The organism is Bacillus sp. FSL K6-2944 (genome assembly GCF_038005385.1).
GTDB classification, from domain to species: Bacteria; Bacillota; Bacilli; order Bacillales; family Bacillaceae_G; genus Bacillus_A; species Bacillus_A cereus.
In genome coordinates, this window is record NZ_JBBOTE010000002.1 from 553042 (window position 1) to 570000 (window position 16959).

Here is a 16959-nt window from a genome sequence, read left to right on the forward strand (position 1 = left end):
AAGTCGCTTTTTTTAATGTGGAAGTAATTCCAGTTTTTTTCGAAGCTTTTCTTCACTAAAGATCCATCCTGTATAGGAATTAATAATATTTAAATTGTGGTCGAGCTGAACGATTGCAACAAATGGATAATAATCTTTACTTCGATATCGTAAATCAATGAATCGTACTTCATAATAATGGTCATGATCAAAAATATCCCAGCGATATACAGGAGAGAAAGATAGGAAGGCTGAGATGTTTTCATCTTGTTTAGCTGCTCGCATAATATTGTTGTCTGGGAACGGTACCCGATCGAACTTGTCATATATCATGATGTTACCACGGTGCCATCTCGCAACGTAGTAATAATCAGCCGTAACGACTGCTAAATGGTAATGATAAAATCGGTAAGAAGGAGAAATGATAATCTTTTCGACATTTTTGAAACGTTTGTGTACAACGCTTCTTATATTTCTGTGCATCATAATCCGTCCGATATAGTAAACAATCATTAATATATATGCCGCTAAAGCTGTATATCCCTTATGAGAACCGACGAGCATGCAAGCAATTGCAAGTATATGGATAAAGAAAATTACGGTATCGAATGTATTAATTATGCCAAGTGCGACCCATTTTTTTGTGAAAGGTCGTAATGCTTGTGTACCATAGGCGTTGAAAATATCTACAAAGACGTGAAGAAAGACGGCAATAAATGACCAAAGTAGTAGATGAAGATATGGAGCTTCTGAAAAGAAGGCGAAAGAGATGCCACTTATAAGGAATGACCAAAGAATTACCGCGGGAATAGAATGAGTAATCCCACGATGATTTCTTATATATTTAGCGTTATTACGCAATTTTAGAACTGTGTCAATGTCAGGAATGTTGGAACCAGCAATTGTAGCAAGCATAACAGCTTGGGGGCCAATATCACTTTGTGCTATGGCTGGATCTAATGTTGCTAAGCTACCTAAAGTGACACCCATAACAAGGTGAGTGGCTGTGTCCATAGAAATCCACCTCCGTTTTTTATTAATGTAACTCTTTTTATTCGATACCTCAAGTCCTTTGCCTTCTATTTCCTATGTCATCTTACTTAAATTTTTTCCTAAAATCTTTATAATAGTACTTATATGCAAAAAAATGAGGGGGATCAAGTTTGACACTTGAAATACTAAACAATTTTAATATAGAGCAGTTTCAAAATGATTTAATTGGTTGGTTTGAAGAAGAACAGCGTGACTTACCGTGGAGAAAGAATAAAGATCCATACCGTGTTTGGGTTTCTGAAATTATGTTGCAGCAAACAAGAGTAGAAGCTGTAAAACCATATTACGCAAATTTTATGGGGAAGTTTCCTACACTTGAAGCGTTAGCGAACGCAGATGATGAAGAAGTATTAAAAGCATGGGAAGGTTTAGGATATTATTCTAGAGCACGTAATTTACATGCGGCAGTAAAAGAGGTAAAAGAAGTATACGGTGGGGTTGTACCAAGTGATGTAAAGAAAATTGAAAAGTTAAAAGGAGTAGGACCATATACAAAAGGTGCTATTTTAAGTATCGCATATGGTATACCAGAGCCGGCAGTTGATGGAAATGTTATGCGTGTATTATCTCGTATTTTATCAGTATGGGATGATATTGCAAAACCAAAGACTCGAAAAGTTTTTGAAGAGATTGTGCGTGAAATTATTTCAGTAGAAAACCCATCTTATTTTAATCAAGGATTGATGGAATTAGGTGCATTGATTTGTATTCCTAAAAATCCATCGTGCTTACTTTGTCCTGTGCGTGAGCATTGCAGAGGATATGCTGAAGGTGTTCAAAAAGAATTACCAGTAAAAAGTAAAGCGAAAGCTCCTAAAATGGTACCTATTGTTGCAGGCGTACTTCAAACTGAAGACGGTCGTTACGTTATTAATAAACGTCCAAGTACAGGTTTGTTAGCTAACATGTGGGAGTTTCCTAATGCTGAACTTGGAGAAGGTATTCGCAATCAGAAGGAACAGCTTATAGATTATATGAAAGAAAAATTTGAGCTCGAGGTTTCTATTGATGAATACGCAATGAATGTACAACATACGTTTACACATCGTACTTGGGATATATTTGTATTTTACGGAAAAGTAACCGGTAATATTGTTGATACAGATACATTAAAATTTGTATCGAAAGAGGTATTTGAGCAATTACCTTTCTCAAAATCACACCGTACTATTTATGAAAATTGTGTGGAGAAAATTACAATGCAATAAATAAAAAAGTGTTCCCAATCTAGGGAACACTTTTTTAATCGTAAGAAATTTTTGTCCCATGAGTCCAACTAGCTTCACCTTCTTGTAAGCCGCCTCTTGATTCAATTTCTACTACAATTTCTTTGTAAATACTCTGCCCTTCTACATTTAAATAAGGCAGAACCTGTTGTAGTGAGTGATGAAAATAAGCTAATTCATCTTCTTTCCATTCATTTTTTGAAATCATCGTTAGTTCAGTCATATCGCGTCCTATATACATATTTCCACCTCCATTTCTTATAGTTTGAATAAGTAACAAAAGATATATGCGGAAATTATTCAAAAGAAAATTACGGATAGCTTCTAAGTGAATTGGTTACATTATTGATTGTGGAGGTGAGAAAGATGAGTAAAAAACAACAAGGTTATAACAAGGCAACTTCTGGTGCTAGCATTCAAAGTACAAATGCTAGTTATGGTACAGAATTTGCAACTGAAACAAATGTACAAGCAGTAAAACAAGCAAACGCACAATCAGAAGCAAAGAAAGCACAAGCTTCTGGTGCACAAAGTGCAAACGCTAGTTATGGTACAGAATTTGCAACTGAAACAGACGTGCATGCTGTGAAAAAACAAAATGCTAAGTCAGCTGCAAAACAATCACAATCTTCTAGCTCAAATCAGTAATGAAAGAAAAACACTTCTCTAATTCGGGAGAAGTGTTTTCTTTTTGCGTGGATCGTTGTAATGAAAAGAAAGCGAACGACATAACTTCTAATAAGTCAACAAATGTAGTCAAAGGAGAAGGAAGTTAACAATTAGAATTATGTAATTAGGAATAATAACTGATGAATAAGTCCAAAAGGGGGTAAGTAATGAACGATTTTGATAAGTTGGTAGGGGAGCAATTAGAAACGATGGATGAATTGTTAAAGTTACAAGCACATCTAGAGAAGTATCAACAAATTGAAATGAATGAAAAAGATACGTGCGATAAAAAAGAACTGCATTTTATCCGCCAGGAAATATATAGAACAGAAGTAGCGTTGAAGATGTTACATGAGAAATTTGAAGAGCAAACGAATAGTGTAATTCAATCTTTTGCAACTGAAAAAATGATTTCAAATTTAGGATAAGATATATTGTTATCTTTAGGTGAAAAGTCCTTCTTTGTATGGAAATAGAGAAGGGCTTTTTCTATTACATGTCCTCGCTTATAAATAATACAGTACAATCCTTTTATCTCCTAAGAAGCGGTGGGGGCATAGTATTCAACGATAAACCTCCTACATATTCAGTTTGAAAAATAGAGTCTTATCCCTTTAGTTTTAAAATTTCGACAAAAAAGTTATAATAGAAAAAAAGTGAATGCCGTTCAAAGGGCATTTGCAGTTGAAAGAAGGGAGCATATATGGGATTTCCCAAAGAAGGAGAAAAAGTACAAATACATAGTTATAAACATAATGGCTCCATTCATAGAATGTGGGAAGAAACAACAATTTTAAAAGGGACACAGAGTCTTGTAATCGGAGCGAATGATCGTACAGTAGTTACAGAATCGGATGGCCGAACATGGATTACTCGTGAACCAGCAATTTGCTATTTTCATGCCAACTATTGGTTTAATGTGATTGGGATGCTTAGGGAAGATGGCGTATATTATTATTGTAATTTAAGCTCACCTTTTGCGTATGATCCTGAAGCATTAAAGTATATTGATTATGATTTAGATATTAAAGTATATCCAGATATGACATATACGCTTCTAGATGAAGATGAGTATGAAAAACATAGTGAAATTATGCAGTATCCACCTGTTATTGATACAATTTTAAAACGAAATGTAGCACATTTAACACAGTGGATTCATCAAAGAAAAGGTCCATTTGCACCAGATTTCGTAGATATGTGGTATGAACGATATTTAATGTACAGAAATTAAAACAAACCTGCAGGGGGCTTCCCGGCAGGTTTGTCCTATTAGAGGGGGGATTATGTGCAAGGCATAAAAAGATATTTACAATTTGTTAAACCATATCGGTGGCTTATTGCTATTACAATTATTATCGGACTAGTTAAGTTCGGTATCCCACTTATTATGCCGTGGTTATTAAAGTATATTATCGATGATGTAATTCAAGGCGCTGGCTCACTTCAAGATAAAACATCTCAATTAATAACAGCGATTGGAATTGCTTTCTTTATTTTTGCGGTATTAAGACCACCGATTGAATATTATCGTCAATATTTCGCCCAACGTATCGCAAATACAATACTGTATGATTTGCGGAAGCATATTTTCGGTCACTTACAAAAGTTAAGTTTACGTTATTACTCCAATACAAAAACAGGGGAGATTATTTCGCGTGTCATCCATGATGTAGAACAAACGAAAGATTTTGTAATTACTGGTTTGATGAACGTCTGGTTAGATACTGCAACAATTGCTATTGCTATCATTGTTATGTTTTCTATGAATATAAAATTAACATTTGTTGCGTTATTGATTTTACCTATTTATGTAATTGCAGTGAAATATTTTTTCGGGCGTCTTCGGAAATTGACGAAAGAGCGTTCACAAGCGTTAGCGACGATGCAAGGGTATTTGCATGAACGTATTCAAGGAATGCAAGTGACACGTAGCTTTGCGTTAGAAGAGTATGAGGGGAAGCAGTTTGAAAAAAGAAATAATGAATTTTTAACGAAAGCATTAACCCATACAAGTTGGACGGCAAGAACATTTTCGGCAGTAAATACGTTAACCGATTTAGGTCCGTTACTTGTGATTGGTTTTGCAGCATATGAAGTAATTCAAGGACAGTTAACGCTAGGAACGATGGTAGCTTTTGTTGGATATATGGATAGTTTATATAGTCCGCTTCGCCGCCTTGTTAATTCATCTACAACATTAACACAATCTTTTGCATCGATGGACCGTGTGTTTGAACTGTTAGATGAAAAATACGATATTGTTAATGTGCCAAATGCGGTACAAACGAAAAAATTAAATGGAGAAATTGTATTTGACAATGTTTCTTTTCGTTATAATGTAGATGAAAAAGAGATATTACACAACTTGTCATTAACTATGCAGCCTGGAGAGAAAGTAGCGCTTGTAGGAGCAAGTGGGGGAGGAAAGTCATCTCTTGCTAGTTTGATCCCGCGTTTCTATGATGTTTCTGAAGGCACGGTTTATGTAGATGGCATAGATGTAAGAAAGTATAATATGAGAAATTTGCGTAGTCATATTGGAATTGTACTGCAAGATAATTTATTGTTTAGCGATACAATTGGAGCTAATATTTTATATGGAAATCCGAAGGCTACAGAGAAAGAGGTGATTGCAGCTGCTAAAGCTGCGCAAATTCATGATTTTATTATAGACTTACCAGATGGTTATAATACTGTCGTTGGAGAACGTGGTGTGAAGCTATCGGGCGGGCAAAGACAACGCGTGGCAATTGCACGAGTGTTTCTAAAGAATCCTTCGGTACTTATATTAGATGAAGCAACTTCAGCATTAGATTTAGAAAATGAAAGGTATATTCAAGAGGCGCTTCAGACGTTAGCTGCTGACCGGACAACGATTATAATTGCACATCGATTAGCGACGATTACGCATGTTGATACGATTATTTACATTGAAGACGGTGAGATTAAAGAGACTGGTTCTCATGAAGAGTTAATGCAAAAAAGAGGATTTTATTACAATTTATATCAACTTCAACATATAACAGAAACAGCTCCTTTAGCATAAAAGGAGCTGTTTTTTTATTCGTCTTCTTTTTTATCATCGATTTGGAGTTCTTTTTCTGGTTTATGGTATGTGTAGAAGCTATCTACAAGCAAATCTAAATGCTCTACTTCTTCACTATAGTTAATGATGGAAGAAATAAGAGGGAAGAGATGTAACCATGTTTTATATGCTTCTTCATCGTCTTTATTTTGATATTCCATAAAGATATCAATTAATTCTTGTTTACCTGTTTCAACTTCATCAAGCATTTCGACTGATTGTTGTTTTTTTGCTTTACCAATAAATTTTAATAAAACTTGTTCATGATAATGCGTTAATGAGTCAAGTTCGTTTTGGATAGATTCCTGAAATTCTTCCGGCATATAGCGCAGTTCATTTTCAGTACGGTGTAATGATTTTAACGTACTTAAAGCACGGCTTGTTGTCGCTAACATTTGTCTGAATAAAACGAGCTTACGAATTTTTGCGAACTTTACTTTTTTCGTGTAGCTTCTTTCTTCTTTATACAGCAAATAGTAATGGTTTAGTTTGATCATTTTTTCTTTCATACGATCAATATCAGTTTTTAGCGTTGTAAAATCAGAAGCCTGCCTGCTATTCATTCGAATCCATTTTACAATTTCTTCTGTATTATCAACGATACGATGATAAAGTTTTGTTTCATATTTTGGCGGCATAAATACTAAATTTACAAGTGAAGCCGCAATAATACCAATCATAATCGTCGCAAATCGAAGTAAGGCAAAACTAAAGAAATCTTCGCCTTGATACTCCATAATGGCGATAACTGTTACTAAAGCAATTGATATTGTGTTTTCTAATCGTAATTGTAATGTAAGAGCAATTACTAATATACATGTTAATCCAATAATAAAAGGATTATGTCCAAAAGCAGTAGCAAATGCGATAGCAAATATCGCACCAATTACATTTGCTTGAATTTGTTCAAGTGCTGTTAAATAAGAACGGTATACAGACGGTTGAACAGCAAAGATAGCTGAAATTCCCGCAAATACCGGACTCGGTAATTGAAGTAAAATACAAGCAAATAAAGCTAACGTGATGGCAATACCCGTTTTTAAAATGCGAGCACCAAGTTTCATACCCTTAATAAGATCCTTTCTCTTGTCATAATGAATGTACAACATGATACTATACATTCATTACAATATGTTAGCAAGTGATATTTTAGTGACGTTAAAAGAAATTAGTGTTCATTTTATCCCGCTAATTGTGAGTAGTAAGATTCGCGCCTCAAAATTCAGAAGCTGGATGCCGGTAAACGTCCGATTGGTGTAGGCTAATTAAAGTTTCACTTTATAATTTTTCCTAATTCCTTTTAAACATCAGTTTTTAGTAAAAAAACCTGCTGAATTTCAGCAGGTCTCAAATTGTTACTATAGATTACTATGAGAAGCGTACTTCGTCAATTTTTTCTTAATAATGAAAATTACTCATTTTACTCTGTTGAGATAGATGGATCTGCCTGTTCTTTTTTCGGGATAATCTCAAAAAACTTGTTCTGTATATCATCTAATAATGGTGTTAACAAAGCAACTTCCTCATATTGCTCGTGCTCGTTTAGTACACGAATATAGTCTAGCAATAATTCAGTTACATCTTTCAAACCATTTTTACTAATTGGTTGTAATGTAACATTTGCGCCTTTTGCGATTCTTCTTTTTAAGGCCTGTTCTGTTAAGCCTAAGTTTGAATCACGACGCAAATAAACAACACCGCCAGTCATGCCAGCGCAAATCCATGGACCAGGGTCACCTAAAACAAGCGCTCGCCCGTTTGTCATATATTCAAAAGCAAAACCTTTAATATTGGAGTATGCACCTATATTTCCTTGCTCTTTTTCACGGAGTGGTTTTGTTATTCTACCTCCAATTATCATGTCTGCCCCAGAAAGGCGAATGCCAGCGCGAGCATCAGCGTTCCCTTGTACGTATAGTGCCCCTTTTTGTGCACCATATCCAAATCCTTTTCCGACAGAACCGTTATAATATACTCCGTCTTTCCCTTTTGATTTCGTTATATAAATCCCACCACCAAAGGAAGTTTTACCAATGCCATCTTGTGCGCCGCCATTTACGTGTATAAATAAATTTTCACTATTGTAAGCACCTAACCCATTTCCGGGAATAGAACCATTCGTATACTTTAATGTAAGTGGTTCAAGTTGAGTAGCTTCATATAGTTTACTGCGAACGCGATAACATGATTCTAGACCACCCATAACGCGTTGCTCTACACCAACGCCTACCAATTCTTTTGAGTCAGCGGAATGAACTGTCTTAAATTGTTTTTCCGATACGCCTTCTGTTGTTGTAACAGATGGATGTTCTATTATTTGTAGTAAATTACGTAAGTTTAATAAATTTTCGCCTCGAACTTGCTCTAATAAATCAGAACGCCCAACAATTGCTTGTAAATTTGTATAACCAAGCTGTCCTGTTAATCGTTTTAGTTCTACACCGAAAGAGGTGAATAAATTTAGCAGGCCAGCAACTGCGCTTTCTAATTCGCGTGGGACGAAGCGGCGTAACCCGTGTTCTTTTGCTTGTGCTTCAGACTCGATTTGTGTCGCAATTCCAACATGGCAAGTATCTAGATGGCACCCACGGCAAGTAGTACAGCCGATTGCAATCATTGATAGTGTGCCAAATCCAATACGGTTTGCTCCGAGGAGCATGATTTTCAAGGCATCATTTACACTTCGAATACCACCATCTGCCCAAATCTCTACTTTATGTCTCATGCTTGCTTCTAATAAAGCATTGTGAGCGGCTTTAACACCAATTTCTACAGGGAGACCTACATGCTGCAATGCGTGAATACGTGCAGCGCCTGTTCCGCCATCGAATCCGCTAATGTTAATAAAATCAGCGCCAGCTTTAGCGATACCGACAGCAATTGTTCCGATATTAGGAACAACAGGGACTTTCACGGCTACTTTGGCAAGTTGATTAGCTGTTTTAATTTCTGTAATCATTTGAGCTAAATCTTCAATTGAATAAATATCATGGTTATTAGAAGGCGAAATTAAATCTGAGCCAATTGTCGCATTACGTGCTTCAGCGATTTTGGCTGTCACTTTTGAACCAGGTAAATGCCCACCTTCCCCAGGCTTTGCGCCTTGACCGATTTTGATTTCAATTAAGTTTGATGAGTTTAGTAGTTCGGCATTTACTCCAAATCGCCCAGATGCTACTTGTTGTCCACGTGTATGTGGATATTTTCCAATCATATCTTTAATTTCGCCGCCTTCACCGTTCAAGCTAATCATATTTAGCTGATCGGCTGCTTCTGCATATGCGCGAAAGGCAATTTCGTTTTGAGAACCAAATGACATAGAACTAATAATAAATGGTAAATTATGATTTTTGATGCCGATAGATACTTCTTCAGTTGGAACGACATGTTTTGTTTGTTTCGTTTGAACAAGGTGTCTGATTGCGATTGGATTATTCTCTTCTAGTTCACTTAACTTGTCACGGTAATCATCATAAGAATTTCCTTTTGCAACATCGCCGATTGCTTTCCAAATTCGCGGGAATATATGAAATGATTTTCGCATTCTAATTTTAGGATTGTTATAATCCTCTGCTCGTATTTTTGCATCTTCAACAAGTGATTCAAGTGAAAAGGCTAAATCATTTGAACCGAAGAAATTTGTAATCTGTAATATATTTGCGATTTCTTCATGTAATCCAATAGATGAATAGAGACGTCCGTAACCACGTAACTCATGAATTCCAATTGTTGAAATGACTTTTTCTAATCCTTTATTAAGTGCATTATATAGATTCGTAATTGGTGTTTTTGTTCCATCATTTACAGTCGCGAATAATAAATATGGATTAATACCATCTGCTCCTAATCCATATAGTGTGACAATGTCATGTAAGGAGCGAAGAGCACCAGAACGTATAACGAGAGAACAATTGCGGCGTAATTTATTTTCACTTAATGCTTGATGTACTTTAGCAGTAACTAAATGTGGATCAATCCACAATCGTTCATTTAGATGGGCTTTGGCGTCATCTAATACTAGTAGGGAAGCGCCATTGTTAACAGCAGCTATCGCTTCAGAACTAATGCGGCTTAATGCGCATTGCAGAGTTTCTGACGAGCTGAATGTAGCAGAGATTGTGGCGATAGAGTTATGAGTCTTAAATAGCTCTATGAGTTGTTCGTACGTAATTGTGTGTAATTCCTCTGCAATAGGTTGTGCCACGCTGCCTTCTAAAATAATTGGTGAAAGCATTTCAACTACAAATGGCCGTTTTGCGCCGCTTAATAAACTTGGACGCTCTCCAAGTACAGTACGTGTAGAGAAGTGTTCAATTTCACGGTCACGGTCAATTGCAGGGTTTGTAACAACAGCTACACTTTCTTTAATAAAGTCAGCGATATTTCGTCTATCAGTATCGAGTGCGGCAAGTGGTGAGTCATGCCCAAGTGAGCGTATTGGCTCAACGCCTTTTGTTGCCATCTGTTCAAGAAGTTGAATATGTTCTCGGTCCCATCCGAAAGCGACGTATTGTTTCGTTTCAACTTGAACAGAATCACATAGCCCTTGGATTTTTTTCGTTTCAGGGATAGATAAATTTAAATGGTAATTGGTAGTATCAATTCGCTTTTTAAAACGGTTATATACTTGGATTTGATATTTGTCATATTCATAAAGAACAAGTTCATCTTGTTCATTCCATTTTAATCCGACTTTTTCTCCAGGAGCGAGTGGTTTTGGTTCTGCTACATATTTAGTTGGTGATACAACTCCAGGTTCAGAAGAGAAAATATAAGAGCTCTCTGTCTCTACTTTCCATACTGGGCGTAATCCAAGGGAATCAACGCTGAAAACAGCTTCATCTTTAAAACGGGAAATGATGCCAGCTGGTCCTTGTGCAAAATGTCCCCATGCTTCACGTATATACGTATATAAATCTTGTAAAGGTGTTTCATAAAGTTTAATTTCATTAATAATTGGTGGGAATAGAATTTCCATTGCTTCAAATAAGCTGTAGCCGTATTGAACAAGTAGGGTTTCTAAGGTGCGGTTTAAATCTTGAGAGTCACTGCCTCCTGCAGTAAGTGGTACATCAATCATTTCAGCTTGATCGCGTAATTTCGCAATTGTGTTAATTTCACCATTATGTCCGAGAATGCTAAATGGTTGTACACGAAAAAAATTAGATAATGTATTAGTAGAGTAGCGGTTATGTCCTAATGTCATAGTTGAAGCGATAAGCGGATGTTGTAAATCATTATAGTAGGCAACAAGCGTATCACCAGCACCTAGAACTTTATATACAACATGATCATGACTTAATGAAGCAACATGAATTGCTTCGTTTTCCTCTATTTTTATTGTGACAGAAAATAATGTTTGCTCAATATTTATAATTTCGTTTTCTGCGATAAGGGCAACTTGCCAAAATAAAGGTTCTTCTTGTTTACCAAGTGGACCGAGCGCATCTGAGTTTGTTGCATCGTCACTTTCGAAAATAATAGTAAAGTTTTTGTTGTTTAATTGCGTACGAATATAATCTTTTAAGGCAGTAATGTTTTCTTTTTTATTTAGAAAAAAATGTCCAACGATAAAGTGGGGATGATCCACAATCGTTGGATTATATCCGCTACTTTTTAGTTTTTCATTCCAAAGTGTTTTTGGTATATCAATGTGAATGCCGATGCCATCGCCCTCGCCATTAATGAAACCAGCTCTATGATTCATTTTGACGAGTGATTGTATGCAAAGGTCAATGTTTTCTTTTGTAGCAATTTTTCGTTTCTCCATAACGGAAACGATTCCACACGCATCATGTTCTGCATTTCTATAATCTCGAAATAAAGACGGTGTCCATGTATTTTTTTTATTGAGCATCCGTCAATCCCCCCTCTTGTAAAAGTTAGAATAATCTTACTATTTAAGGCGCAAATCACCTTGTACACAGAGATAGTAATGCTGTAAAAGAATATAAAACAGATAATTATGAATAATTATACTATTAATACGTAATTTATGAAATAGAAAAAAGGAAAAAAGAAAGGTGAGCTTTCTTTTTTCCTTTTAATGACGGGATTATTTATTGTCTGCTAGGGCAGCAAATGCTCTGCCGACAGCTTCGATTGTATATTCAATATCTTCTTTTGTATGTTCTGTAGTTAAGAACCATGCCTCGTATTTAGAAGGTGCTAAGTTAACTCCTTCTTGAAGCATAAGCTTGAAGAATTTACCGAACATTTCACCGTCTGTATCTTGTGCGGCATCGTAATCTTCAATTGTATTAGTTGTGAAGTATACAGTTAAAGCCCCTTTTAGACGATTTAATGTAATGTCGATATTATGTTTCGCTGCTTGCTCTAAAATTCCTTTTTCAAGCATTGCACCAAGTTCATCTAACTTCTCATAAAGCCCTTCTTGTTGAAGTACTTCTAGACAAGCGATACCTGATGCCATAGAAGCAGGGTTTCCTGCCATTGTACCAGCTTGGTATGCAGGTCCAAGCGGAGCAACTTGTTCCATAATTTCTTTCTTACCACCGTAAGCACCGATTGGTAAGCCACCGCCAATAACTTTACCAAGCGCTGTTAAGTCAGGTGTAACACCAAGTAAGTCTTGAGCACCGCCGTACATAAAGCGAAAAGCAGTAATAACTTCATCATAAATTACTAGTGCGCCAGCTTCGTGAACAAGTTCATTCACTTTTTCAAGGAATCCAGGTTTAGGCTCTACAATACCGAAGTTTCCAACGATCGGTTCTACAAGGATAGCTGCTACTTCATGACCCCATTTATCTAAAGCTTCTTTTAAAGTTTCTACATTGTTAAATGGAACGGTAATAACTTCTTGTGCGATACTTTGTGGTACGCCAGCTGAGTCAGGAGTTCCTAAAGTAGAAGGGCCAGATCCAGCTGCCACAAGTACTAAATCAGAATGACCGTGGTAACAACCAGCAAATTTCATGATTTTTGTGCGACCTGTATAAGCACGAGCAACACGAATCGTTGTCATCACTGCTTCTGTACCAGAGTTTACGAAACGGACTTTATCTAATGCAGGCATTGCTTCTTTTAACATTTTTGCGAATTTTACCTCTAGCGCTGTTGGTGTTCCATAAAGTACCCCATTTTCAGCAGCTGTTGTAATTGCTTTTGTTATATGCGGATGAGCATGTCCAGTAATAATAGGACCGTATGCTGCTAAATAATCGATATATTTATTTCCGTCTACATCCCAGAAATAAGCGCCTTTCCCACGTTCCATAGCAACAGGAGCGCCGCCGCCAACTGCTTTAAAAGAACGAGAAGGACTGTTAACACCGCCAACGATATGCTCTAAAGCTTCTTTATGTAATGCTTCTGACTTTGTGAAATTCACTACAATTCATCTCCTTACAAAAATCTATGTATTATTCTAACATGTTTTTCGAAAAGACGTATTGTTTGTGATAGCGAAGGCAGTTGGGTAAACTATTCGTTGTGACATTTAGGAGGGGGGTCCGATTATGAAATCGGTAATTGAGGTACAAGGGTTACGTAAAGAGTTTACAGCCTATTCAAGTCGTCCGGGCTTAAAGGGTGCATTTCGCGATTTATTAAATCGTAATTATAAAATAGTACCAGCAGTAAATGATGTATCTTTTACTGTAAAGCAAGGTGAAATGGTTGGTTATATCGGTGAGAACGGTGCTGGTAAATCAACAACAATTAAAATGCTTACGGGGATTTTAACTCCGACATCAGGGCAAATCACAGTAAATGGAATGAACCCACATAAACAAAGAGAAGAATTTGTAAGAACAATTGGTGTTGTTTTTGGACAGCGTTCGCAACTTTGGTGGGATATTGCAGTACAAGAATCGTTTCGTTTATTAAAGAAAGTGTATGGTGTATCAGACGCTCAGTATAAGGAGCATATGGAGCACGTAATTGAAACGTTAGATATAGGGCCCTTATTAGATAAACCAGTTCGAAAATTATCTCTTGGTCAAAGGATGCGTTGTGAATTAGCGGCAGCCTTAATTCATAATCCACCGTTATTATTTTTAGATGAGCCAACAATTGGGTTAGATGTACTTGTGAAATTGAAAATACGTGAATTTTTAAAAGAAATGAATGAACGTTATAAAACAACAATTTTATTAACAACACACGATATTACTGATATTGAAGCTTTATGTGAGCGCGTTATCATGCTGGATGAAGGAAATATTATGTATGACGGTTCTTTAAATAATCTTCGTACGCAGTGGGGAGCGGAGAAGGAAATTCACTTTCAGTTTGTTGCACCAGTTTCCTATCAGGCTTTATCAATGGTTATGCCAGATAATCATGTCGTTTGGTCGAAAGCAAAAGAGGAAAATGCATGGGTTGCAAAAATTCCGAATGAAGAAGTTATTATTTCAATGCTTATTTCTAAAGTAGTACAAGCCTTTCAAATTAAAGATTTAAAAATTAACGAAGTGTCTACAGAGGAAATTATTCGTAACATTTATGAAGAGGGTATTACGCATGGGTAAGTATATTGAAATGATTCGAATTCGCTTTTTAATGATGCTTGCGTATCGTACAAATTACTATAGCGGGATTTTAATTTATACGATTAATATCGGTGCTTACTATTTTTTATGGCAAGCAATTTATAGTGGAAAAGAGAATATTGAAAGTTTATCTATTTCGCAAATGACCACGTATATCGCAATCGCGTGGATGGCACGTGCCTTCTATTTTAATAATATAGATAGGGAAATTGCGATGGAGATCCAAGAAGGACGTGTGGCTGTAGAATTAATTCGTCCGTATAACTATTTGGGAATGAAAGTTATGCAAGGTCTTGGCGAGGGAATATTCCGTTTGGCCTTCTTTTCCATTCCAGGCATGGTTATCGTTACGTTATTATTTTCGTTGCAAATTACAACAAATTTTCAAACTTGGTTATATTTCTTCTTATCTTTAATATTTAGTTTTATTATTAATACACAAATTAATTTAATGACGGGAATGCTTACGTTTTTCCTATTTAATAATAGTGGGATTATGTATGCAAAACGCGTTGTTATTGATTTATTTTCAGGTCTATTATTACCAATTAGTTTTTATCCGCTATGGGCCCAAAAAGCAATGATGTTTTTACCGTTTCAGGCTATTAGTTATATTCCAAGTATGATTTTTTCTGAAGGTATACAGGGGAGTAAGTTGTATGAGGCTTTAGTATTTCAAGTGATTTGGGCGATTGTACTTATTATTCCAATTGTACTCATGTGGAGAACGGCGAGAAAACGTCTAATTGTACAAGGGGGATGATGAGATGCTATATATAAACTTATTTTTACAATATGCAAGTCAATATATAAAAACAAAATTGGAGTATCGAGGCGATTTTATCGTTGGTTTACTTTCTGATTTATCGCTTCAAGCAGTTAATTTAATATTTATTCTCGTTGTATTTGGGCATACACAAGCATTGAAGGGATGGAGTCGAGAAGAAGTAATCTTTATTTATGGTTTCTTTTTAGTACCATTTGCCATCTTTTCAGCTTTCTTTAATATATGGGATTTTAATGATCGATACATTATTAAAGGGGAGATGGATCGTGTATTAACGCGGCCGATCCATAGCCTATTTCAAATTATATTAGAAAGAATGGAACTTGAATCTTTAATTGGAGCTATTACAGGGATTGTTGTAATGGGATATGCAGCTGTGGAGTTACAATTATCTTTTTACTGGTATGATTTCTTCTTATTTATATTGATGGTAGGAGGAGGAGCACTTGTATATGGAGGGATATTTGTTACGCTGGCGAGCCTTGGTTTTTGGTCGGATGCGAAAAGTTCAATTATGCCTCTTATGTATAACATAGGTAATTACGGGCGCTATCCTGTTAATATTTATAATCGTGTAATTCGTTTCATTTTAACGTTTGTTTTACCGTTTGCGTTTGTTGGAGTATATCCAGCGGCATACTTTTTAAGAAAAACAGAATGGAATAGTTATGCATTTGCGACGCCAATTGTTGGTGTTATCTGTTTTACGATTGCAATCACCCTCTGGAACCAAGGGGTAAAAAGGTATCGTGGCGCTGGTAATTAATTATAGAAGCTTGTTCGTTTCTAAGGGATAAATCAGTTCTCCACCTCATACATATAAAATGAGGTGGAGGACATGTTATGGGGATTTATTCTATTAATTGCAGCAATCGCTATTTTGAAAAGTGTCCAATTATTATGGAGTTCCTATTCGGATTCAACGCGTTTTTTTTCGCTCTATAATTTGGCCACATTATTTTTAATCTATACAACAGTACTAATCGCATTTGGATTAAGTTACGTTGTATTAGAGGAAATGGGTTTCGCAGTTTTGAAAGAGGACGGAGAAAGTTTGAACGCTCATTCTTTTCAACTCGTCGAAGTTTGTTTATATTTTAGCGCAGTTACTCTATTGTCTGTTGGATATGGTGACATATCTCCGATTGGAATTGGGCGATGGATTGCAATCGCAGAAGCGCTAATTGGATATACACTCCCTTTTGCTTTTGTGATGAGGTCTGTAATAGACAATGAAAAATAAGGAAGCATTTGTTATAGTAAAGGAAAAGAGTAGGAGTGATAACTATGATTACAGTAGGAGAAATGGCACCAGAATTCACATTAGAGGGAAGTAACGGAGAAGAAGTTCGCCTAGCTGATTTCCGCGGTAAAAATGTAGTTCTCTATTTTTATCCGAAAGATATGACGCCAGGATGTACAACTGAAGCATGTGATTTTCGTGATGCGTATGGAGTATTTCAAGAGAAGGATACGGTTATTCTTGGAGTAAGTCCTGATTCAGCGAATAGACATTTGAAATTCATTGAGAAACATGAATTGCCATTTACACTTTTAGTAGATGAAGATCATAAAGTAGCAGAGTTATACGATGTTTGGAAGTTAAAAAAGAACTTTGGGAAAGAGTATATGGGAATCGAG

At 36.1% G+C, this 16959-nt stretch carries 15 protein-coding genes (1 of these 15 only partly in view); 10 read left to right on the forward strand and 5 right to left on the reverse strand.

Annotation, left to right across the window (positions count from 1 at the left end; translation table 11 throughout):
• Positions 1–12: 12 nt before the first annotated feature.
• The gene (locus tag MHH55_RS23910; protein ID WP_000379135.1) at positions 13–993 is read right to left on the reverse strand and encodes a metal-dependent hydrolase; all 981 of its coding nucleotides are present in this window, start codon (positions 991–993) and stop codon (positions 13–15) included.
• A 149-nt stretch (positions 994–1142) separates the two neighbouring features.
• Between MHH55_RS23910 and mutY the strand changes: the two genes are divergently transcribed.
• A complete protein-coding gene (gene mutY, locus MHH55_RS23915; RefSeq protein ID WP_000171397.1) occupies positions 1143–2240 on the forward strand; it encodes an A/G-specific adenine glycosylase in 1098 nt (365 codons plus the stop codon).
• A 34-nt stretch (positions 2241–2274) separates the two neighbouring features.
• Here the strand turns inward: mutY and MHH55_RS23920 are convergent, their stop codons facing one another.
• Positions 2275–2499 (reverse strand): hypothetical protein, encoded by a 225-nt coding sequence (locus MHH55_RS23920; RefSeq protein WP_000275436.1) that lies wholly within the window; start codon positions 2497–2499, stop codon positions 2275–2277.
• A gap of 125 nt (positions 2500–2624) precedes the next feature.
• Here MHH55_RS23920 and MHH55_RS23925 point away from each other — a divergent pair, with 125 nt between their 5' ends.
• From MHH55_RS23925 to MHH55_RS23940, 4 genes are all read left to right on the forward strand, one after another.
• Positions 2625–2906, forward strand: coding sequence for a gamma-type small acid-soluble spore protein (locus MHH55_RS23925; RefSeq protein WP_000039035.1), 282 nt, complete (start codon positions 2625–2627; stop codon positions 2904–2906).
• A 188-nt stretch (positions 2907–3094) separates the two neighbouring features.
• Positions 3095–3355 carry a YgaB family protein gene (locus tag MHH55_RS23930; RefSeq protein ID WP_000997575.1) on the forward strand — a complete coding sequence of 87 codons (261 nt, stop codon included), beginning with the start codon at positions 3095–3097 and terminating at the stop codon, positions 3353–3355.
• Positions 3356–3630: 275 nt separating this feature from the next.
• On the forward strand, positions 3631–4161 hold the full coding sequence (gene ntdP, locus MHH55_RS23935) for a nucleoside tri-diphosphate phosphatase (protein WP_000506622.1): 531 nt from the start codon (positions 3631–3633) through the stop codon (positions 4159–4161).
• A 54-nt stretch (positions 4162–4215) separates the two neighbouring features.
• Positions 4216–5976: an ABC transporter ATP-binding protein gene (locus MHH55_RS23940; RefSeq protein WP_001161599.1), complete on the forward strand. Its 1761-nt coding sequence runs from the start codon at positions 4216–4218 to the stop codon at positions 5974–5976.
• 14 nt (positions 5977–5990) lie between these two features.
• On the opposite strand, the gene MHH55_RS23945 is transcribed toward MHH55_RS23940, so the two are convergent.
• The 3 genes from MHH55_RS23945 to hemL form a co-directional block, all read right to left on the reverse strand.
• Complete coding sequence (locus MHH55_RS23945; protein WP_000765787.1) at positions 5991–7079, reverse strand: aromatic acid exporter family protein; 1089 nt, start codon at positions 7077–7079, stop codon at positions 5991–5993.
• A gap of 356 nt (positions 7080–7435) precedes the next feature.
• Positions 7436–11872: a glutamate synthase-related protein gene (locus MHH55_RS23950; protein ID WP_000932766.1), complete on the reverse strand. Its 4437-nt coding sequence runs from the start codon at positions 11870–11872 to the stop codon at positions 7436–7438.
• A gap of 198 nt (positions 11873–12070) precedes the next feature.
• Positions 12071–13369: a glutamate-1-semialdehyde-2,1-aminomutase gene (hemL, locus tag MHH55_RS23955; protein WP_001011863.1), complete on the reverse strand. Its 1299-nt coding sequence runs from the start codon at positions 13367–13369 to the stop codon at positions 12071–12073.
• A gap of 127 nt (positions 13370–13496) precedes the next feature.
• On the opposite strand from hemL, the gene MHH55_RS23960 reads away from it, so the two are divergent.
• The 5 genes from MHH55_RS23960 to bcp all read left to right on the forward strand — a co-directional run.
• Positions 13497–14510, forward strand: coding sequence for an ABC transporter ATP-binding protein (locus MHH55_RS23960; protein ID WP_000843655.1), 1014 nt, complete (start codon positions 13497–13499; stop codon positions 14508–14510).
• On the forward strand, positions 14503–15294 hold the full coding sequence (locus MHH55_RS23965) for an ABC transporter permease (RefSeq protein ID WP_078187105.1): 792 nt from the start codon (positions 14503–14505) through the stop codon (positions 15292–15294). The genes MHH55_RS23960 and MHH55_RS23965 overlap by 8 nt, the downstream gene beginning before the upstream one ends.
• A 4-nt stretch (positions 15295–15298) precedes the next feature.
• Complete coding sequence (locus tag MHH55_RS23970) at positions 15299–16084, forward strand: ABC transporter permease (RefSeq protein WP_000965773.1); 786 nt, start codon at positions 15299–15301, stop codon at positions 16082–16084.
• Positions 16085–16156: 72 nt separating this feature from the next.
• Positions 16157–16561 carry a potassium channel family protein gene (locus MHH55_RS23975; protein ID WP_000964343.1) on the forward strand — a complete coding sequence of 135 codons (405 nt, stop codon included), beginning with the start codon at positions 16157–16159 and terminating at the stop codon, positions 16559–16561.
• A gap of 44 nt (positions 16562–16605) precedes the next feature.
• Positions 16606–16959, forward strand: partial view of a thioredoxin-dependent thiol peroxidase gene (bcp, locus tag MHH55_RS23980; RefSeq protein WP_000633710.1) — the 5' portion only. 102 nt of this gene lie beyond the right edge of the window; the window shows 354 of its 456 coding nt (coding positions 1–354); its start codon is at positions 16606–16608; its stop codon lies beyond the right edge, outside the window.